Annotated in this window: 18 protein-coding genes; 10 read left to right on the top strand and 8 right to left on the bottom strand. The window is 69.8% G+C overall.

The features are described 5' to 3' along the window. Positions 1-84: 84 nt before the first annotated feature. The 3 genes from ACIQBL_RS32905 (at position 85) to ACIQBL_RS32895 (ending at position 3,597) form a co-directional block, all read left to right on the top strand. Positions 85-1,728: a M4 family metallopeptidase gene (locus tag ACIQBL_RS32905; protein WP_401948168.1), complete on the top strand. Its 1,644-nt coding sequence runs from the start codon at positions 85-87 to the stop codon at positions 1,726-1,728. Positions 1,729-1,861: 133 nt separating this feature from the next. Beyond that, positions 1,862-3,031 (top strand): acyltransferase family protein, encoded by a 1,170-nt coding sequence (locus ACIQBL_RS32900; protein ID WP_401948165.1) that lies wholly within the window; start codon positions 1,862-1,864, stop codon positions 3,029-3,031. A 65-nt stretch (positions 3,032-3,096) separates the two neighbouring features. Further along, the gene (locus tag ACIQBL_RS32895; protein WP_401948163.1) at positions 3,097-3,597 is read left to right on the top strand and encodes a GNAT family N-acetyltransferase; all 501 of its coding nucleotides are present in this window, start codon (positions 3,097-3,099) and stop codon (positions 3,595-3,597) included. A gap of 160 nt (positions 3,598-3,757) precedes the next feature. Here the strand turns inward: ACIQBL_RS32895 and ACIQBL_RS32890 are convergent, their stop codons facing one another. After that, entirely contained in the window at positions 3,758-4,048 is a 291-nt protein-coding gene (locus ACIQBL_RS32890; protein WP_401948161.1) for a hypothetical protein, read from the bottom strand. Between the two features lie 171 nt (positions 4,049-4,219). Here ACIQBL_RS32890 and ACIQBL_RS32885 point away from each other — a divergent pair, with 171 nt between their 5' ends. Together ACIQBL_RS32885 and ACIQBL_RS32880 are read left to right on the top strand one after the other, a co-directional pair. Next, complete coding sequence (locus ACIQBL_RS32885; RefSeq protein WP_401948158.1) at positions 4,220-4,747, top strand: SigE family RNA polymerase sigma factor; 528 nt, start codon at positions 4,220-4,222, stop codon at positions 4,745-4,747. Continuing rightward, positions 4,737-5,366, top strand: a complete 630-nt coding sequence (locus tag ACIQBL_RS32880) for a hypothetical protein (protein WP_401948156.1) — start codon at positions 4,737-4,739, stop codon at positions 5,364-5,366. The genes ACIQBL_RS32885 and ACIQBL_RS32880 overlap by 11 nt, the downstream gene beginning before the upstream one ends. A 92-nt stretch (positions 5,367-5,458) precedes the next feature. On the opposite strand, the gene ACIQBL_RS32875 is transcribed toward ACIQBL_RS32880, so the two are convergent. Then, positions 5,459-6,988 (bottom strand): MFS transporter, encoded by a 1,530-nt coding sequence (locus ACIQBL_RS32875; RefSeq protein ID WP_401948153.1) that lies wholly within the window; start codon positions 6,986-6,988, stop codon positions 5,459-5,461. A 169-nt stretch (positions 6,989-7,157) separates the two neighbouring features. Here ACIQBL_RS32875 and ACIQBL_RS32870 point away from each other — a divergent pair, with 169 nt between their 5' ends. Next, the gene (locus ACIQBL_RS32870; protein WP_401948150.1) at positions 7,158-7,919 is read left to right on the top strand and encodes a TetR/AcrR family transcriptional regulator; all 762 of its coding nucleotides are present in this window, start codon (positions 7,158-7,160) and stop codon (positions 7,917-7,919) included. A 157-nt stretch (positions 7,920-8,076) separates the two neighbouring features. Here the strand turns inward: ACIQBL_RS32870 and ACIQBL_RS32865 are convergent, their stop codons facing one another. Then, positions 8,077-8,664 (bottom strand): NADPH-dependent FMN reductase, encoded by a 588-nt coding sequence (locus ACIQBL_RS32865; protein ID WP_401948148.1) that lies wholly within the window; start codon positions 8,662-8,664, stop codon positions 8,077-8,079. 286 nt (positions 8,665-8,950) lie between these two features. Here ACIQBL_RS32865 and ACIQBL_RS32860 point away from each other — a divergent pair, with 286 nt between their 5' ends. Further along, positions 8,951-9,469, top strand: coding sequence for a hypothetical protein (locus ACIQBL_RS32860; protein WP_401948146.1), 519 nt, complete (start codon positions 8,951-8,953; stop codon positions 9,467-9,469). Positions 9,470-9,587: 118 nt separating this feature from the next. Continuing rightward, the gene (locus tag ACIQBL_RS32855; RefSeq protein ID WP_401948143.1) at positions 9,588-10,244 is read left to right on the top strand and encodes a class F sortase; all 657 of its coding nucleotides are present in this window, start codon (positions 9,588-9,590) and stop codon (positions 10,242-10,244) included. A 9-nt stretch (positions 10,245-10,253) separates the two neighbouring features. Here ACIQBL_RS32855 and ACIQBL_RS32850 read toward each other — a convergent pair whose 3' ends face one another. The 3 genes from ACIQBL_RS32850 to ACIQBL_RS32840 are packed head-to-tail and all read right to left on the bottom strand — an operon-like array spanning position 10,254 to position 12,730. Then, on the bottom strand, positions 10,254-10,901 hold the full coding sequence (locus tag ACIQBL_RS32850) for a LuxR C-terminal-related transcriptional regulator (RefSeq protein WP_401948141.1): 648 nt from the start codon (positions 10,899-10,901) through the stop codon (positions 10,254-10,256). A gap of 23 nt (positions 10,902-10,924) precedes the next feature. Beyond that, entirely contained in the window at positions 10,925-12,262 is a 1,338-nt protein-coding gene (locus ACIQBL_RS32845) for a sensor histidine kinase (protein ID WP_401948138.1), read from the bottom strand. Between the two features lie 9 nt (positions 12,263-12,271). Then, complete coding sequence (locus tag ACIQBL_RS32840; RefSeq protein ID WP_401948136.1) at positions 12,272-12,730, bottom strand: hypothetical protein; 459 nt, start codon at positions 12,728-12,730, stop codon at positions 12,272-12,274. Between the two features lie 354 nt (positions 12,731-13,084). On the opposite strand from ACIQBL_RS32840, the gene nirB reads away from it, so the two are divergent. Both nirB and nirD read left to right on the top strand, forming a co-directional pair. Continuing rightward, a complete protein-coding gene (gene nirB / locus ACIQBL_RS32835; RefSeq protein ID WP_401948134.1) occupies positions 13,085-15,694 on the top strand; it encodes a nitrite reductase large subunit NirB in 2,610 nt (869 codons plus the stop codon). Further along, on the top strand, positions 15,691-16,041 hold the full coding sequence (gene nirD / locus ACIQBL_RS32830; RefSeq protein ID WP_401948131.1) for a nitrite reductase small subunit NirD: 351 nt from the start codon (positions 15,691-15,693) through the stop codon (positions 16,039-16,041). The genes nirB and nirD overlap by 4 nt, the downstream gene beginning before the upstream one ends. Positions 16,042-16,056: 15 nt before the next feature. Here the strand turns inward: nirD and ACIQBL_RS32825 are convergent, their stop codons facing one another. Continuing rightward, positions 16,057-17,217, bottom strand: coding sequence for a hypothetical protein (locus ACIQBL_RS32825; RefSeq protein WP_401948129.1), 1,161 nt, complete (start codon positions 17,215-17,217; stop codon positions 16,057-16,059). A gap of 10 nt (positions 17,218-17,227) precedes the next feature. Further along, a complete protein-coding gene (locus ACIQBL_RS32820) occupies positions 17,228-19,792 on the bottom strand; it encodes a type II secretion system protein GspG (RefSeq protein ID WP_401948127.1) in 2,565 nt (854 codons plus the stop codon). Positions 19,793-19,869: the final 77 nt, after the last annotated feature.

The following is a 19,869-nucleotide window of genomic DNA, read 5'->3' as shown; positions in this document are numbered from 1 at the left end:
GGACATGACATGTCATGACCCTTTAAATCTTATTCAACATCAACGCAGCCCCCACGCCCCCCACTTGCGTTCTTGAGGAGACCCATGAGTCGGACACGGCACATCCGAGGTTCCCGTATCGCCACGGCCGGTATCGCGGCGGGCGCCGCTACCCTGCTGGCCGCCACCCTCTCCCCCACCGCCCACGCGGCCGACCGGCCGACCCGGAGCGCCGCGATCGCGAACGCCGCGTCCGCGCTGGTGGCCCATGCCGCGAGTCTGGGGCTGACGGCCTCGGAGGGCACGTCGGTCCGGGACGTGGTCGTCGATCCGGACGGCTCGCAGCATGTCCGCTACGACCGGACGTACCGTCAACTTCCCGTGCTCGGCGGTGACTTCGTCGTCCACCTGGCCCCCGACGGCGGCTATCGGAGTGCCGACCGCGCGACCCGGAACTCCATATCCCTGGCGACCGTGACACCGAAGGTGGCCGCACCGAGAGCGGCGGACCTGGCCGTCAACGCGCTGCGGGCGGCCAATCTCGGCGAGGCGCTGAAGGGGGTAACGGCCAAGCCCCAGCTGATAGTTGACGCCCTCCACGGCGTCCCGAAGCTGGCCTGGCGGACCAACGTCGTCGCCAAGGACTCGCTCGGCAACCCGGTCGCCCGCACGGTGCTGACCGACGCCCGTACCGGCGCGCAGCTCGACGCCTGGGACAGTGTGGAGACGGCGACCGGCGACGGGCAGTCGCTGTACAGCGGGACGGTGCCGCTGGAGACGACGCTGTCGGGATCGACGTATCAGCTCAAGGACGCGACGCGCGGCGGGACTTACACCGGTGACGCGGCGAACAGGACCGACCTGTGCATTCTCGGCATCTGCATCAGCCGCGCCCCGTCCACGGTGTTCACGGACGCCGACAACCACTGGGGGACGGGGGCGACTTCGGACCGTTCGTCGGCGGCGGTGGACGCGCAGTACGGCACGAACGAGACCTGGGACTACTACAGGACCGTCCACGGCCGGAACGGCATCGCGGGCGACGGCAAGGGTTCGTACAACCGCGTCCACTACGGCAACAGCTACAACAACGCGTTCTGGGACGACAGTTGCTTCTGCATGACGTACGGCGACGGTGACGGGACGCAGCTCGGTCCGCTGGTGGCGCTGGATGTCGCCGGGCACGAGATGACGCACGGCGTGACATCCAAGACGGCGGCGCTGACGTACTCGGGCGAGTCCGGCGGGCTCAACGAGGCGACCTCGGACATCATGGGCACGCTGGTGGAGTGGTACGCCGACAACTCCTCCGATCCCGGTGACTACCTCATCGGCGAGAAGATCGTGCGGTCGGGCTTCGGCCGGTCGGCGCTGCGGTACATGGACCAGCCGTCCAAGGACGGGAGCTCCGCGGACTGCTGGAGTTCGACGGTCGGGAATCTGGACGTCCACTACTCGTCCGGCGTCGCGAACCACTTCGCGTATCTCCTCGCGGAGGGCAGCGGCGCGAAGACCCTCAACGGTGTCAGCTACAACTCGCCAACCTGCAACGGGACTTCGGTGGGCGGGATCGGCCGGGACAAGCTGGGGGCGATCTGGTACCGGGCGTTGACGGTCTACATGACGTCCTCGACGAACTACGCGGGGGCCCGGACGGCGACGCTCAACGCGGCCAAGGACCTGTACGGGACGGGAAGTTCGGAGTACAACGCGGTGGCCGCCGCGTGGAGCGCGGTCGCCGTGGGGTGAGGCCGGGGATTCCCCGGAGTCCGCCTACAACCATCGGCACACCACGCGGGTCTCTTCCTGTGAACCGCGAGACTTCCGATACGCGTGGGTTTGGCGTGCCTGCTCCCGAACCCCAGAGCCGATATGGACCGAGATGTCTATGTACGCCGGGGCGACGGAGCGGGCGTCATCCCCACCCCGAAGACGGAGAGCGCCAAGACACGCCTCCCTGATTTTACAGCAACGACCGTCATCCCAGCGGCGGTTGTACGCCATCGACGGGATGCGGCTGCTCGCCGCCCTGTTCGTGGCCGCCCACCACTACGCCGGCACCTGGCGGGTCAACCAGCCGGACAACCTGATCTGGGGCCGGCCGGTGTCCGACATCATGCCCACGGTGTTCCGGTTCTCGGCCTACGGCTGGATCGGCGTCGAGATGTTCTTCGTGATCAGCGGCTTCGTGATCTGCATGTCCTGCTGGGGCCGCACCCCACGGCAGTTCTTCACCTCGCGGGTGATCCGGCTGTACCCGGCGTACTGGTTCTCCATCGTCTTCACCACGGCCGCCCTGGTGACCCTGCCCGGCGTGTGGGAGCGGCAGAAGCTGCGCGAGATCCTGCTCAACCTCACGATGCTGCAATCCGGTTCGGGGGTCTCGAACGTCGACGGCGTGTACTGGACCCTCTGGTCGGAGCTGCGTTTCTACCTTCTCTTCATGGCCGTCGTCATCACCGGCCTGACCTACCGCAAGGTCGTCCTCTTCTGCTGCTTCTGGGGCGCCGCCGCGATGATCGCCCCGGCCGCGCGCTTCCGCCCGCTGACGTTGCTCGTCAACCCGGAAGGCGCCTGGTACTTCATCGCCGGCCTGGCGCTGTACCTCATGTACCGCTTCGGGCACGACCTGTTGCTGTGGGGCATCCTCGGACTGGCCTGGCTGATGGGCCAGTTGGAACTCGGCCACCGGATAGACACCGTCGAGCGGGTCTCCAGCTGGCGTGCGAGCGTCGCGCTGTTCACCGTGTTCCTGCTGGTCATGGCCGCCATCGCCCTCGGCGCGACCGACCGCGTCCGCTGGAAGTGGCTCACTACGGCCGGCGCGATGACGTATCCGTTCTATCTGATGCACTACCTCGCCGGCACGACCCTGATCAACCGCTTCCGCGACACCATGGACCCCCGCCTTCTGGTGGCCTCCGTGATCTGCGGTTTCCTGGTGCTGAGTTGGCTCGTCCACCGTCTCGTGGAACGGCCGGTGGCCCGGCTGCTGAAGAACGGGCTGGACATGTCGTTCGCGCGGCTGCGGAACGCGACGAACATGCCTTGACCTTCGCTCGCTGCGTTCCGCCGGCGCGATTGTTCCCCACGACGGGCATGACGGATGCTGAAGCCATGACTGATCAGCACCAGGTCTCCATCGTCCGCCGGCCAGGCCGGACCCTTTCCGTCGAGGACGGTCTGGCTACGCTGCTAGCTGCCTATCATCTGCGGACGGAGGCCGAGAAAGGGGCGCCCGTCGCCGATGTGGACGAGCTGCCGGAGCGGTACCGGGCGGAGATCTCGGACCCGCGGACGGCGTTCGTCGACGATGTCGTACTGGTGGCTCTGAGCGGGGGCGCCGCGGTGGGCTGTCTGGTGGTGACCGCCCCCACCGACGGACGGTCGGAGATCAAGCGGCTCTGGACCGACCCGGCCTTCCGCGGCCGGGGCATCGCGTCGGACCTGCTCGGTGCCGCGCTCGCGGACGCGGCGGAAAGCGGCGCGGGCGCCGTGCGGCTGTCGGTGTGGAAATGGCGGACCGGAGCCATCGCCCTGTACCAGCGGTTCGGCTTCACCGTCACCGAGTCGTGGGACGAGCGGGATCAACTCGTGTGCATGGAGCGGGCCGTGTGAGTGGTCACCGCCACTCGTCGAAGCGAGGCCGGCGCTGGAGAGGCTTCGTCCCGTGCAGCCGACAGGACCTTGTACATGTCTCATCACCGCAGGTCAGAAGCACTCTCCGGCTAGTTGGTCAAGCCGTGGACGAGCACGCCCATGAAGGACACGAAGTCGATCAGCGCTTCGGCGCGTGAGCCATCGCGATCGTCTTCATCTTGAGGGTGCGCACCGCTTCGGGGTCCGTCACGGGCCGTGACGTCTGCCCCTTGGCCGCGGCGGCGACCGCTTCGGCCTTCTGCTTCTGGATGCGCGCCGAGTCGTCCTTCGCGGAGTGCGAGGTCGCCGTGGCCGCCTGGACCTGCGATCCCGCCGCCACCGTCAGACCGCCGAGCGCCAGAGCGCTGACCGCGGCGGTCCTCAACGTCGTTCCCATCCTGCTCGGCTTACGGGGGGCTGCATGGCGCATGGGAGTTCCTCTGCTGTCGGTGCGACTTGGACAGGGTGACTACGCAGCGCGGGGGCCCGGACGCGACACCCGGATGCGGTGACGCAGATCACGGAGAGTCTCTGTAGCGGAGGATCGGCGCCCGTTCGTACTTCCCCCAACAGAGGACCCCTGGCCGTTCTGTGGACGGATATGAATGGCGGAAGAGTGGCGAGAGGCGCGGCGGAAGAGGAGTTCGACGAGTTCTACGCACTGGCCTACCCCAGGCTCGTTCGGCAGCTCTACGCGATGACCGGCGATCTGCCGGAGGCCCAGGATGTGGTGCAGGAGGCGTTCATAAGGGCCTGGGGCCGACGGGGGATCTTCACGAGCGACGGTTCCCAGGAGGCGTGGATCCGTACGACGGCCTGGCGGCTTGCCGTGTCCCGTTTCCGGCGGGTGCGGCGCGGTGTGCAGCTCATGCAGCGCCATCACGAACAGCACTCCGTCGAGGGGCCGTCCCCCGAACGTGTCGCTCTCGTCGAGGCACTTCGCACTCTTCCGCAGAAGCACAGAAGTGTCGTTGTCCTCCACCACTTGTGCGACCTCAGTGTCGAGCAGATAAGCGCCGAGACGGGCTGGCCGGCCGGGAGCATCAGGGTGTGGCTGGTCCGCGGGCGCCTGTCGCTCGCCCGTCATTTTTCCTCCCTGCCGGACCAGGAGGTGGACCATGTCGGATGAGTTGAATGAGCTGAATGAGCCGGATGATTCGGATGGGTACGAGCGTCCCGTCTGGCTTGCCGAGAGCATCGCGCAGCTGGAGAGGGTCTGGGTGGACCGGCCGGTGTCCGCACAGGAGTTGCGTCGCCGGAGCGTCCGACGCCGTCAACGCCGGACCCGTTCCGCCGTCGTCGCGGCGATTGCCGTGACGGCGATCGGTGCGAGCGCGTTCTGGAATTCCGTGGGCGTGAACCGATCGACGGCAGATCCCTCCCGTCACGGGGAGGATTCCAGGATATCGGCGGCCCAGGAGAACCTTCGGGCCTACTACTCGGTTCTGCCGGATGCCTTTGCCGCACAGGATGCGAAGGCGAAGCTGTGGAAGCTGATGAAGGCGCATTTCACGGACACCGCACTGAAGCGAGAAGTCGTTCTCGAAGGCAGCGGAGCCGGTGACTTGGCGGCCACGTGCGGTCAGGTGGAAGCCACCACCACCTTCACCGTCGGCGATCCCCGTAGCATCGGGGCCGACACCGTCCGCGCACGCGTGACGAGCGACAGCGCGCCGGAGGCGATCGAGGTCGATGTCGATCTCCGCACCATGAGGATCTCCGCATGGTCCTGCCCGGACAGGTCTTGACCTTGCCCCCCTACCGGGAGTCGACACGAAGGCGGCACGACAAGGCCGTCGCCCGCTCTGGGCAACGGCCTTGTCCTCCAGGTGAGTTGAGGTCAGGCGGTCAACTCCCGCCGCCCCGCCACCTCTTCCGCGGAATCCCCCGAGGGCCGAGGAGCCTCCGCCGCACCACGCTTCCCGTCCCGCATCACCACAGCCGCCAGCAACCCCGCCGCCACAACCCCGACCGCGCTCACCGTGAAGGCCGTTGACATGGAGTGCGTGAACGCTTCCCGGGCCGCCCGCACCAACCCCGCGTCCCCGTGCGCCGCCGCCAGCGCCCCGCCGATCGAGTGGCGAGCCTCGTCGGACGTACCGGAAGGCATCTCGTCCGCGAAGCCGCTCGACAGGAGGGAGCCGAGGATCGCGATGCCCAGGGCCGTACCGGCTTGCTGGATGGTGTCGTTGAGGGCCGAGCCGACGCCCGCCTTGTCCTCGGGGATCGTGCCCATCAGGGCGCCCACCGCCGCCGGCATCGCGAGGCCCGCGCCCAGGCCCAGGAGGCCGAGCGCCACCGCCGGGACGGTGAAACCGGTGTCGGCGGTGACCGTCGTGAGGAGGGCGAAGGACGACGCCATCACGAGCATGCCCGCCAGGATCAGGTAGCGGTGTCCGTACCTCGCGGTGAACTTGGCGCCCGCCGCGTTGCCGACGAGTGCGGTGACCGCCAGCGGGACGAAGGCCAGGCCCGCCTTGACCGGTGAGTAGCCGAGCACGAACTGCAGGTACTGGGTGAGGACCAGCAGCAGGCCGCCGTTGCCTATCTGGACCAGGGTCAGGGAGAGCGAACCGCCGCTGAAATTACGGTGTTTGAAGAGGACCAGGGGGACCATCGGGGTCGGCGTGACGTTCTCCCAGACGATGAATCCGGCCAGGGAGGCGACCGCCACCACCAGGGTGACCAGACCCCGGCCCGCGAACGCCCCGTGCTGCGGAATCTCGATGATCCACCAGATCAGGGCGGTCATACCGACCGCCGACAGCACCGCGCCCAGCGGATCCGGCTTCTGCCACGGGCCCTTGGACTCCGGCATCAGCGTCACCCCGGCGACGAGAGCGAGGGCCACGACCGGGACGTTGAGGAAGAAGATGGAGTGCCACGAGAAGTGGTCGATCAGGACGCCGCCCAGCACCGGGCTGCCGACCAGCGCCAGCATCGACACCGAACCCCAGGCCGCCATCGCCTTGCCGCGCTCCTCTGCGTCGAACACGGTGATGAGGATCGAGAGCGTCGACGGCATGATCAACGCCCCGCCCACCCCCATCGCCACCCGTACGGCGATCACTTCGCCGGGGTTCGCGCAGAACGTCGCCGCCAGTGACGCGGCCCCGAAGAGGACCAGGCCGATCAGCATCACCCTGCGGCGGCCGAAACGGTCGCCGAGGCTGCCGGAGGTCAGCAGGAGGCCGGCGAAGACCAGGATGTAGGAGTCGAGGATCCACTGCGTGTCCTGGGCGCTCGCCCCGATGCTCTCGGTCATCGACGGCACCGCCACGGTCAGCGCCATGCTGTCGACCACCAGGACCAGCGAGCTGAGGCACAGCACGACGAGGATCCACCAGCGCCGGGGGTTTCGGGTTTCCATGGGGCTTCCCTTCAGAGTCGTCGGCGTCATCGGCCGACTTTGTGCGTACACCGTTCCTTCAATGCGAACACTGTACGCACACCGGAACGGTGTGCGCAATCCTTGAACTCTGTACGCTGGGTGCGAACGACGTACGCAGGGCATGCACGGCCCGCACGAAGGAGTCCCCATGGCCGCCAGGACCAAGCCGACGACGGCGAAGCCGAACCCCATCCCCTCCGTGTGGGCCCGTGAGCAGCGCTCGCCCGATCAGCCCGCGCTCAGCCGGGACGCGATCGTCCGCGAGGCGATCGCCATGCTGGACGCCGACGGCATCGAGGCGCTGAGCATGCGCAAGCTCGGCGCCCGCCTGGGCGCCGGCGCGACCTCTCTCTACCGGCATGTCGCGACCAAGGACGAGCTGATGGAACTGGCCGTGGACGAGGTCGCCGCCGAGATCCACGTCCCCGGCGCGGACGCCCTGGACACCGGCGCCCCGGACTGGCGTACCGCTGTCACGGCAGCCGCCGGCTCCTTCCGTGCCACCGCCCTACGGCACCCCTGGCTGTCCTCGGTCCTCGGACAGGCCGGGCTCGCCTACCTCGGCCCCAACCTCATGTCCTTCTCCGAACGGCTCGCCGCGCTGTTCACGGCCGTCGGGTTCCCCGAGCCGAGCGGCGCGATCGACGCCGTGCTGTCGTACACGATCGGGATGAGCACGACCGAGGCCGCCTGGCTGACCACGGTCGCGCGGTCCGGGGAGAGCGAGGCCGGGTTCATCGCCCGGCTGATGCCGGCCGCGCGGCAGGCCGCGGCCGGTCATGCCCATCTCGCCGGTTCCTACGCCGAGTCGGCCCCGACGATCACCGACCCGGTGGCCCTGCGCGACAGCAAGTTCGCCTACGGCCTTGAGGTCGTCCTCGACGGGTTGTCGCTGCGGTTGACGCGCTAGGCCTCGCCCGCCAGGCCGGGTGACCCGCAGCACGGCCTGGAAGTCGTAGCGGGCGGTGAACGTGGGCATGTGGACCGCGTACACGGTGTCCGTGCCCAGCAACACCAAGCCATGGACGGCCAGTTCAGGGGTCACCACGACAGTGCCGGGTCCGGGTCTACGCGGAGTACGGCCGCACCTCCCTCGCCTCCTTCAACGCCCGTCCCCACCACACCAGTTGGTCGAGCATCGCCTTCGCCGCCGCGTCCGGGGCCGTGGGGTCCTTGGGGAGGCCCCGGTCGTCGAAGGACGCGCCGGCGTTGTGGAAGGAGACGGTGTCGCGGACGGTGACGGCGTGGAGTTCGGCGAAGACCTGGCGCAGGTGTTCCACCGCGCGCAGGCCGCCGGCGAGGCCGCCGTAGGAGACGAGGGCGACGGGCTTGGCGCGCCACTCGGTGAAGTGCCAATCGATCAGGTTCTTGAGGCCGGCCGGGAAGGAGTGGTTGTACTCGGGGGTGAGGACGACGAAGGCGTCGGCCGAGGACAGTTTCGGGGTGATGCCGGCGAGCGCGGTGGTCGCCTCCGGGGTCGGGGCGAGGGACGTCGGCAGGTGGTCGGTGTCGGCGACGTCGACGACCTGGAGGGTGAGGTCGGCGCGGTCGTGGACGTGGGTGAGGAGCCAGTCGGCGACGACGGGGCCGAAGCGGCCGTGCCGGTTGCTGCCGATGACGACGGTGACGGTCAGCGGAGGGTTAGTGGTGTCCATGCGGGGCAGCCTGGTACCTCAACCATTCTTGAGGTCAAGCTCGGCCGGTATCGCTCTCGCCGGGGGTTGCGGTCACCCGTTCACACGCGCGGCTTGCGCTCTTCGGGTTCTTCTCCTGGACGGGTTCGCCGTACCCCTATGACCTGCTGAAACGGCGACGGGACGGGCCGTCGGGGCGCCTTTCTGACACCCATTCACCACACTTCTGACGCTCGTTCAGGAAGCGGGCCGGGCCCGGTGCCACTTACCTCGGAAGGGCAGCCAACCACAGCTCGGAGGAGCACCGATGCGACGTACGGCCCGTCTCCTGACCGGTACCGCGCTCGCCCTCGCCGCCGCGGGTCTCGCGACCGCACCGGCGTACGGCGGCGAGACCGGCAGCCTGGAGGTGTTCCCGTCGAACGCCGTGCCGGGCGGCGACGTCACGGTGAACACGGCGGCGTGCGGCGACGACGGCACGGCGGCCGGTGATGCCAGCGCGGTGGGCGCCGGCACGTTCACGCTGGCGCCGAGCGCGCACGAGGGCGATGCGATCGGGCAGTTCAAGGTGCCGCCGAGCGCGCAGCCGGGGACGTACGAGATCGTCGCGAAGTGCGCGGACGGCAAGCAGGTCACCGGTGATCTGATGGTGACGCTCGCCTCGATGCGGCAGCAGGTGCAGCCGCGCGGAAGTGTGAAGACGGGGGTCGGCGGTGCCTTGGGCCCCGACCCCGTGCAGACCGCGGCCGGTGTGGCGGCTCTCGCCGTCGCCGCCGCGGGCGGTACCTGGCTCCTGCATCGCCGGGCGAGAGGCGACGGGATCTGACGGACACCCTCCGCTGTCCGTCCGCCGGTACCGCAAGTCCCCTCCCCTCCGGGTCCGACGCCCCTCGTGACCCGGAGGGGGCGCGGGGCAGGACCTGGTCACTGGAGAGGGGTGCGTGATGCGTCGTCGTAGACGCCGTCGTGGATTCGGCAACACCGCGGCAGGGGCCAATGCCGCGATAGGGGCCGTCACCGTGGTCGCCCTGTGCGCGGGCGCGTGGCTGCTGGCCGGCGGCGGTGAGACGAACGCGCCGCCGCAGCCGTCCGCCGCCGAGGGGCGGCCCGATCCGGTCGCCGGGCGCACCGCGGCCCGTGCGCTGCCGCCGTCGCCGCCGGACCGCATCCGTATCCCGGCCATCCATGTGAACGCCCCGCTGATGGGCCTCAAGCTGACGAGCACCGGCAGCCTGGACGTGCCCCCGGCCGCGAAGAAGAACCTCGCCGGCTGGTACGAGGCAGGCACGACTCCCGGTGAGACCGGCACGGCGATCGTCGCGGGCCATGTCGACAACGCCGACGGGCCCGCCGTCTTCTACGACCTCGGCGCCCTGAAGAAGGGCAACACCATCGAGCTGGACCGGCTGGACGGCGGCGTCGCGCTGTTCACGGTGGACGCGGTCGAGGTGTACGAGGCGAACCGCTTTCCCGACCAGAAGGTGTACGGGGCGGCGCGGCGGCCGGAGTTGCGGGTGATCACGTGTGGGGGTGGGTATTCGCGGTCGACGGGTTATCAGGGGAATGTGGTGGTGTTCGCGCATCTGAGCGGGAGTCGGTAGGCAGGCCTCTTACCGGCCGCTTTCCAGGTACCGGAGGACCGCCAGCACCCGCCGGTTTCCCGTCTCCGACGGTGGCAGGTCGAGCTTGGTGAAGATGTTGGCCACGTGCTTCTCGACCGCGCGTTCGGAGACGGTGAACGTGGTGGCGATCGCGTGGTTGGTGCGGCCCTCGGCCATCAGGGCGAGGACCTCGCGTTCGCGGGGGGTGAGGGTGTCGAGGGCGGTGGATCGGCGGGCGGCGCCGAAGAGTTGGGCCACCACCTCGGGGTCGAGGGCGGTGCCGCCGGCGGCGACGCGTTCCAGGGCGCCGACGAACTCGCCGATGTCCACGACCCGTTCCTTGAGGAGATACCCGAAACCGGCCGGGTTTCCGAGGAGTTGGGCCGCGTGGGTCGTCTCGACGTACTGCGAGAACAGGAGCACGCCGGTCGCGGGGTGCTGTGCGCGCAGTCGTACGGCCGCCCGTACGCCCTCGTCGGTCTGGGTGGGCGGGAGGCGGATGTCGACGACGGCGACGTCGGGGGCGTGTGCCGCGACCGCGGTCAGCAGGGTCTCCGCGTCGCCCACCGCTGCGGCCACCTCCACGTCCCGCAGCCGGAGCAACTGGACCAGGCCGTCGCGCAGCAGGGCCGAGTCCTCGGCGATGACGACGCGCATACGGCACGGCTCCGTTCAGAGGCTCAGCGGCTGTGGGGCAGGTCGGCCGTGACCACCGTAGGGCCTCCCGGCGGGCTGTCGCAGGTCAGTGTGCCGTCGACGGTGCGGACCCGGGCGAGGAGGCCGGTGAGTCCGGAACCGGCGCCGATCGCCGCGCCGCCCTGTCCGTCGTCGGTGACGCGCAGGCGCAGGAGTCCGTCGCGGGCGGTGACGTCGACGGTGGCGGCGGTGGCACGGGCGTGTTTCGTGGCGTTGGCGAGGAGTTCGGCGGCGCAGAAGTAGGCGATGGTCTCGACGGCCGGGGTGGGGCGGGTGCCGATGTCGGTGGTGAGGGTGACGGGGAGGGCGCTGTCGGCGGCGAGGGTGGTGAGGGCGGCGTGCAGGCCCTCGTCGAGTACGGGCGGATGGATGCCCTTGACCAGGTGGCGCAGGTCGGTGATGGCCTGGGTGGCGTTGCCCCGGGCGGTGTCGACGACGGCGAGGACGCGGTCGGGTTCGGCGCCGGTGGTGATCAGTTCGCGGATCGCGGTGAGGTGCATGGCGAGGGCGACCAGGCGGGCCTGGGTGCCGTCGTGCAGATCGCGTTCGATACGGCGGAGGGTCAGCGCCGCGTCGTCGACGGCTCGGGCGCGGGTCTCCTCCAGGGTGCGGATACGGCGGGTCACGGCGTCGGGGCCGAGCAGCACGGTCAACAGGGCGCGGTGCGGGCCGAGGGCGTAACGGAGGAGGAGGGGTGCGACGGCCAGCAACAGCAGTCCGGCTGTGAACGGGATCAACCAGCGCGGCCAGGTGTCGAGCTGGAAACCGAAGAACTCCAGTGACACGTGGTGGCTCGTGGACACGGGGTGCGTGGAGCTGCCGGTGTCGCTGTGAACCGTGTCGTAGTTCCAGCGCTTCAGCAGCGGGTGCAGTGTGAACAGGGCGCCGTAGACATATCCGATGACGACGGCGGCGTACGCGAAAACGGCTGTGAACGGTGTCAACAGCGCGCAGCCGACGGCCCGCCAGCCCGCCCGGTCCAGCAGGACGCCCCGCCGCCACCCGAGGATGCCGATGCCGCCGCCCTCCGTACCCGGTGCACCCGGCGTGCCCGGCTGTTCGATCTCCAGGCCGAGCAGCCGCCGCGCGAGCCCCCGCTGCACCGCGCCCAGCGCCAGCGCGCCCCGCACGGTCCCGGCCAGCAGCCACAGCCCCAGCGTGGTCACCGACAGCGCGCCGCCGAACGCCAGCCCGACGAGGGTGAGGAAGAAGCCGACCAGGGCGAGGGGGAGCGCGATCACGCCGTAGAGGACGGCGGCCAGGGCCTGGCGGCCGAAGGTGGCGGCGGCGCGGGTGCCCAGGCGGGTGCGGAGGCTCGGCATGGGATCAACCTAGGAGAGACGGGAGAGAAGTGCCCCGGCCACACGGAGCTGCACGGCGGTCAGGCCGCGCACCACCCACGGCATCAGCAGCAGGAAGCCGATGCCGCCCACCACCGCGTGGAAGGCCCAGGCTCCGGCGAAGGTCGGGCCGCCCCAGGCGGCGGAGTAGTCGGAGCCGGCGCGCAGGGGCCAGCCGAGGTTCATGGGGACGATCACCCAGCCGTAGAGGGTGATGAGTGCCGTGAGGAGGTTGAGCGGAGTGGCGAGGAGGGCGTGGGGCAGGCCGCCGGCGCGGGCCGTACCGGGGAGGTCGGGGCCCAGGAAACGGCGGACGAGTCCGCGTTGCCAGCGGGCCGTGGGGGCGCCGAGGAGGGACAGGGGGACGCAGGCCAGGCCGACCGGGAGGGCGAGCAGCGCGTAGGCGGTGCGGCGCCAGGTGGTGCGGTGAAGGGTTCGCGGAGGAGGCACCAGGCGCGTGCGGACGCCGGGTCCGGGGTCGGCGGCCGGGATGTCGGCCGGGTGGGCAGATCGCGGGTGGTGGTCATGGTGCGTCCCCCTGCACATGAGTCGGCGCAGCCCGTGTGAACTGCTGAAAACCGATGTCTCCAGGTTTCCGCCACCGCCCGCCGTACACGATGGTGCCTGCACGGGACCCGGGGGTTCGGTTAACCGAACCGGCGCGGACAGTCGCCGTCCTCACACCCCGCCCCCGGCGCGCACCGGAACCCTCACACCCCCCGCGCGCTCCCGCTGAGGGCAGCGTTCCTCGCGGGAAACAGGTGTGATGCGGTCGGGTAACACCGGCGTCGCAGGCTCCTGGGCATGACCTCGAATCCGCGTGTGGTGCCCACCATCGTGCTCGTCGGCCACGGCATGGTCGGTCAGCGCTTCCTCGAAGCGCTCGCCGAGCGCGGCCTGACCGCGACGCACCGCGTGGTCGTGCTGTGCGAGGAGCCTCGCCCTGCCTACGACCGCGTCCAGCTCACCTCGTACTTCTCGGGCCGCACCCCCGAGGAACTCTCGCTCACGGACGCGGAGTTCATCAAGGACCACGGGATCGAGCTGTACGTCGGCGACCCGGCCGAGACCGTCGACCGGGCGGCGAAGACGGTAACTGCCCGTTCCGGGCTGGTGGTCGAGTACGACACGCTCGTCCTCGCCACCGGCTCGTACCCGTTCGTGCCGCCGGTCCCGAACAAGGACGCCGAGGGCTGCTTCGTCTACCGCACGATCGAGGACCTCCTCGCGATCGAGGAGTACGCGAAGTCGAGGGCGACGACGGGTGCGGTGGTCGGCGGCGGGCTGCTGGGCCTGGAGGCCGCGGGCGCGCTGAAGGGACTCGGACTCACCAGCCACATCGTGGAGTTCGCGCCGCGGCTGATGCCGGTGCAGGTCGACGAGGGCGGCGGCGCCGCGCTGCTGCGCACCATCGAGGACATGGGCCTGACCGTCCACACCGGTGTGGGCACCCAGGAGATCGTGACCGGAGCGGACGGCGCCGTCACCGGCATGAAGCTGTCGGACGGTTCCGAACTCGCCACGGATCTGGTGGTGTTCAGCGCCGGTGTCCGCCCCCGCGACCAACTCGCCCGGGAATCGGGCCTGTCGGTCGGTGAGCGCGGCGGCATCGCGGTCGACGAGCAGTGCCGTACGGTCACCGACCCGCACGTGTTCGCGATCGGCGAGTGCGCGCTGGCCGCGGACGGCCGGGTGTACGGCCTGGTGGCGCCCGGCTACGAGCAGGCGGAGACGGCCGCCGCGACCCTCGCGCAGGACGAATCGGCGTTCACCGGCGCGGACTTGTCGACCAAGCTGAAGCTCCTCGGCGTGGACGTGGCGTCCTTCGGCGACGCGCACGGCGCGACCGCGGACTGCCTCGACGTCGTCTACTCCGACGCGCGGGCCGGCACGTACAAGAAGCTGGTGATCGGCCGGGGCGGCGAGCTGCTGGGCGGCATCCTGGTCGGCGACGCGGACGCGTACGGCACGCTGCGCGCGTTCACGGGGTCCGTACCGCCCGTCTCCCCCGAGCAGTTGGTGCTGCCGGCGGGCTCCGGCGGAGCGGTGCAGCTCGGGCCGTCCGCGCTGCCCGACGAGGCGGTCGTCTGCTCCTGCCACAACGTCACCAAGGGCACGATCCGCGGCGCGGTGACGGACCACTCCTGCACGAGCGTGCCGGAGGTGAAGAAGTGCACCAAGGCCGGTACCGGCTGCGGGAGTTGCGTCAAGGTGCTCGGCCAGCTGGTCACCGCCGAGCTGGAGGCGAGCGGCGTCGAGGTCGACAAGGGCCTGTGCGGCTGCTTCGCGCAGACCCGCGAGGAGCTGTACGAGATCGCCCTCGCGCTGCGGATCAGCACCTACCAGGACCTGCTGGACCGCTACGGCCGGGAGGCCGCCCGGGGCGGCGACGGCTGCGAGGTCTGCAAGCCGACGGTCGCCTCCATCATCGCGTCCCTCGCCCCGACGATCGGCGCGAGCGGCTATGTCCTGGACGGCGAGCAGGCGGCCCTCCAGGACAGCAACGACCACTTCCTCGCCAACTTGCAGAAGAACGGCTCCTATTCGATCGTGCCGCGCGTCCCCGGCGGCGAGATCACCCCCGAGAAGCTCATCGTGATCGGCGAGGTGGCCCGCGACTTCGGCCTCTACACGAAGATCACCGGCGGCCAGCGCATCGACCTCTTCGGCGCGCGGGTGGAGCAACTCCCGCTGATCTGGGCGAGGTTGGTGGACGCGGGCTTCGAGTCGGGCCACGCGTACGGAAAGGCCCTGCGCACGGTGAAGTCCTGCGTCGGCCAGACCTGGTGCCGCTACGGCGTCCAGGACTCGGTCCGGATGGCGATCGACCTGGAGCTGCGCTACCGGGGCCTCAGGTCGCCGCACAAGCTCAAGTCGGCGGTGTCCGGCTGCGCCCGCGAGTGCGCCGAGGCCCAGTCGAAGGACTTCGGCGTCATCGCCACCGCGAACGGCTGGAACCTGTACGTCGGCGGCAACGGCGGCGCGACCCCGCGTCACGCGGACCTGCTGGCGCAGGACCTGTCCGATGCCGAACTGGTGCGCCTGATCGACCGGTTCCTGATGTTCTACATCCGTACGGCCGACCGGCTGGAGCGCACCAGCGTGTGGCTGGAGCGGATTCCGGGCGGCCTGGACCACATCCGGGACGTGGTCGTCGAGGACTCGCTCGGTATCTGCGAGGAGCTGGAGTCGCTGATGGCCGCGCATGTCGCCGGGTACCGCGACGAGTGGGCCGAGACGATCAACGACCCCGAGCGGCTGGCCCGGTTCGTGTCCTTCGTGAACGCGCCGGACACCCCGGACCCGGTCGTCGGCTTCGTCCCCGAGCGCGACCAGATCAAGCCCGACCTGCCGCTGCTGACCATCGGCATGCGGCCCGCCGAAGACGTCCTGGAAGGAAGCGCCCAGCGATGACCCTGGCTCCCGAGACGACCGACCTGAAGGTCCAACTGCACCTCGATGAGGGCTGGTTCACGGTCTGCGACCTGAACCAGCTCACCCCGGGCCGCGGGGTGGCGGCCCTGCTGCCCGACGGCCGCCAGGTCGCCCTCTTCCGCGACCGCTCCGGCACCCTCTACGGCATCGACAACCGCGACCCGTTCAACGGAGCGGCGGTCCTCTCCCGCGGCCTGACCGGCACCCACCAGGGCCGCCCGTTCGTCGCCTCGCCGCTGCTCAAGCAGCGGTTCGACCTGGTCTCCGGGGAGTGCCTGGACGACGCGTCGGTGCGGGTGGCCACGTACGAGGTGCGGGCGGGGTAGCCCTTTCCGGCCCTGTCACCCGAGCGCCATGCCCTGAGTGAACCTGACTCCTGTGATCGACGCGATCTTCTCGGCGGACAGGTCGATCACGGAGTCGTCGTAGGCGGTGGTCGTCATGTTCCGGGACCCGTCCGGCCAGACCATGGCCAGCTCGCACCCGAGGTTGGCCATGACCGCCAGTCGTGCGCGCAGGATCCGCCCGGGGTCGTCGTTCCGGGTACCGAGGGCTGGCCAGGTGGGAAGGGTGATCTCCAGGGCGGCCAACTCGTCCTTGGTGTACTTGCCCGACGCCTTGTACGCGTCGAACTCCCTCTTGGTGAGCGCCGCGAACTCGCCGAGAAAGGCCTTCGGAGCCCCCAGGGAAGCGCCTTGCAGCGTTTCACGCAGATACCACTTCGCGTAGTAGTGGTACTGCGGCTTGGTGACGGACTTGTCCGCGAAGGATCCGGTGAGGTCGGACAGCAGCCGGTGCCCGACGGTCGACGGAAGCTCCGCGTCGTTGACGGTGGCCACGCAGTCCGCCACGAACTCCGCGACCTGCTTCTCGTCCAGGTGCGGCCCGAACAAGCTCCCCGTGATGGGGGCGACGCACCAGTACGGCTCGTTGAAGACGTCGAAGGCGTGGATCCACTCCTTGAAGTCCCGGGCGACGCGGAGGAGGGGCCAGAGTGTGCCGCTGATGAAGGTCTCCCGGTACGCGGGATTCAGCGCGACGGAGCTGCGGCCCCCGGCGAAGTTGCTGTTCGTCGCCACGTAGTCGGTCGGACAGGGCGTGTCGGTGAGCAGACCGCTGTTCGGCTTGGGCTGGTCGAGGAACGCGAAGTCGATCAGCACCGGGACGATCTTCATCTCGGCCTGCCGGAACACGTCCAGCATCGCCCGGAAGTCGTCCAGGAACTGCTGATGCACCCGGTCGGGCGGGACGAAGTCCCAGTACATCCGGCGCCGAAGGCCGTCGTAGGCCCGCGCGACCTTCCCGTCGTAGTTGTTGCCGTCCCCCATCAGCCACATCCGTACGACGCTGATGCCCGCCGCCTTGAGATCCGCGAGGTTCTTGGCGAGCACCAGCCGCTTGCCGTCGGCGGTCATCCGTCTGCGCCACAGCTGGCCGTCCTTGACCGGCCCGATGGTGATGTACTGGTTGCCGGGCCACGGGTAGTTGAAGCCGACGAGCATCCCCGCCCGCCTAACTCATCACCGGCAGGCTGGTGTTGACCTGGATGTCGGTGCCGTGGGACGCCGTGTACTCGTACCACTCGGCGATCAGCGACGCCGGCGCCCAGCTGGTGATGTCCGCGTCGTCGCCGTCGCCGCCGGGCTGGCCGTTCGCGCCCAGCGACGACACCTCGTAGTCGTAGCGCAGGCCGGGCGAGCGGTAGACGTACGGCTTGTTCCACGGGTCGAGCAGGGGCACCTGGCCGAGCGGGGCCAGTACGGCCAGGCCCTGGGCGGTGGTGGGGTAGGTCCCGTGGGCGTCGTGGTACTTGTCGAGCAGGTCGACGATCTTCTGGATGTCCGTCCAGGCGCGCCGCTGCGCGGGGGACAGCAGCGGGCGGTAGCCGGTCTCCGGGTTCGCGGGCGGGATGCCGGGGTAGTTGGCCTGGTCGTACGCCCGGATCTCCTGACCGATCGTCAGGTACGGGTGTCCGGGCGGGAGTACGTCGCCGAAGTTGCCGCGGTCGATGAACGCCGCGAAGGCGTCCTCGTAGCCGGGCCGGATCGTCACGACGACCCGGGCGCTGCCCGCCCGCAGGAACTGCTGGCGGATCGGGTCGGGATGGCGGATCGTGCGGACGAACTCCCAGGCCTGGGGGTGGTCCCAGAAGTACGGGTAGTGGAAGTACAGGAGGTTCTCCCACTCGATGGCCTCCTGGAGGAACTTGACCATTTCCTGGTAGCGGAACATGGTGGCCCAGCCGGTGGCGTCGACGCCCGGTTCGCTGCCCGTGAAGGCGACTCCTCCGGTGGCGGCGCCGAAGAGGGCGCGCACATCGTCCGGCATGAAGTCGAACCCGGGGCCCAGCAGCCAGCGCAGCAGCCCCTTCATGACCTCCTCGCGCTCCTCCTGACGCAGCGTCAGGGTGTCCACGTCACCCAACTGCGCCCGGATCTCCTCCCGTTGGAGCACGAGCGCCTGGACCCGCTCGGAGAAGTGGTCCCGGGCCGCGTCCCGCAGCGTCTGCCAGGCCTGGAAGCGCCAGGCGGCCATCGTCTCGTCGGTCGGGACCATCGTGATGTCGAACTGCACGTCGGCGACGTCCACGTCCTGGAGCATGTACGAGATGACCTGGCGCCCGGTGCGGCCGTACAGGAAGCCCGGCAGCTCCATGTGGTACTCGCCGGGGCTGTTGGAACCCGGCCACAGCGGGGGCTGGATGCCGATGATGACGAACGTCCGCCCGTGCCCCTCCGTCACCCCCAGCAGCGCGTCGATGAAGACCCTGTCGACGCGGTAGCCGTCGGGGACGTCGATCTCGACCTGGTACAGCCGCCAGCCCTCGTCGTCGTCCTTGGTCGGCAGCCCCGAGACCGGCCCGCCGATGGTCCGCTTCTCCTCCGCGAGTGGCGGCGGGGCCACCGAGGCGCCGTAGAACTCCGCCTTGTCCTGGAAGTTGTCGCGGGTGATGTCCCTGGCCTTCAGGTCGAACACGAACGGCTGGGCGATCTGCGTGTCCAGGTCCTGCAATTGCGCGAAGACGGCCCGCAGCGTGGCGCCGGGCTCGGGGATCGCCAGGTCGTACGTCAGGCGCAGCCCGTACTGGAGCAGCCTCACCCGCCACTTGCGCATCAACGAGTAGTAGTCGACGCGCATCGCCTGCTGGGTGGTGTTGACCAGGGTGCGGGTCGTCGTCTCCTGCTGGCCGGTCTCGGTGCTGCTCTGGATGGTGACCTTGCGCTCCTTGCGCACCCGGGCGGAGGCCTTGGCGGTCACCTGGGAGGCGTGGGTACGGCTGTCCTTGACCGTCTGCTCCGTGTCCAGCGAGGTGGAGAACTTCGTGCTCGCGGCGAAGGTGACCATGCCGTACGAGCCCGACAGCGAGGCGTCCAGGCCCAGTTGCTGGTTCCGCTTGGACTGCGAGGTGGTCGCCTCGGCCAGTTCGGACTTCTCCGTCACACCCTTCTCGCTGTAGTTCTCCAGCGAGTCCGTGACGATGGTCGAGAACTCCTCGTCGGTGACCGACCACTCCTTGTGCACCACGCTGGTCTGCTCGCCGGGCGCGAGGGGGATCGTCGCCAGCAGTTCGCCGCGCTCGATGCCGGCCGGGGCCATCTCGATCCGCTCCAGGTGCAGCATCCCGATCGGCGCCACCTTCACGGCGTTCTCGAACGCCCCCACGGCCGCCGACGCGGACGCCACCAGGGTCTGCCGTACGGCGTGCGCCCGCGGCTCCGCCACGGCAGCCGCCGCGCCGGCCGCCGCCAACTCCTGTGTCCGGTGCGCCAGTACGGCCCGCCCGACGGCCGCCAGCTGCCCGAGATCCATGTCGGCCACCTCGGCGGCACCCGGCGCGAGCAGCCCCGCGGCCCGCGGCTCGAATCTCCGGGCGACCTCCCAGACCTCCCCCGGCGCCGCCACGTCACGCTGCGTCTCCAGTACGGCGTCCACCTCGCCCGGCCGCAGCTGCAACGCGTGCAGCAGCGCCGCCTTCTCGTGGGCCCGGCTGAGCATGCCCTGGGACGCCTCGGGCAGATCCACCGATGAGTGCGTGGCCTTGTTGAGGCTGCGCGTCGAATTCTCCAGCACCGTCATGAAGTTCTCCCCCGTCGGTCCGTTCCGGGTGGTCCGCCCGGACGGATGTGATCAGCGTGACGGATGCGAGCGCTGAT

The sequence above is a fragment of the Streptomyces sp. NPDC088350 genome, from assembly GCF_044753545.1.
GTDB lineage: Bacteria > Actinomycetota > Actinomycetes > Streptomycetales > Streptomycetaceae > Streptomyces.
The sequence above is the reverse complement of the archived record's forward strand: the minus strand, read 5'-3'. Positions and strand labels throughout refer to the sequence as shown.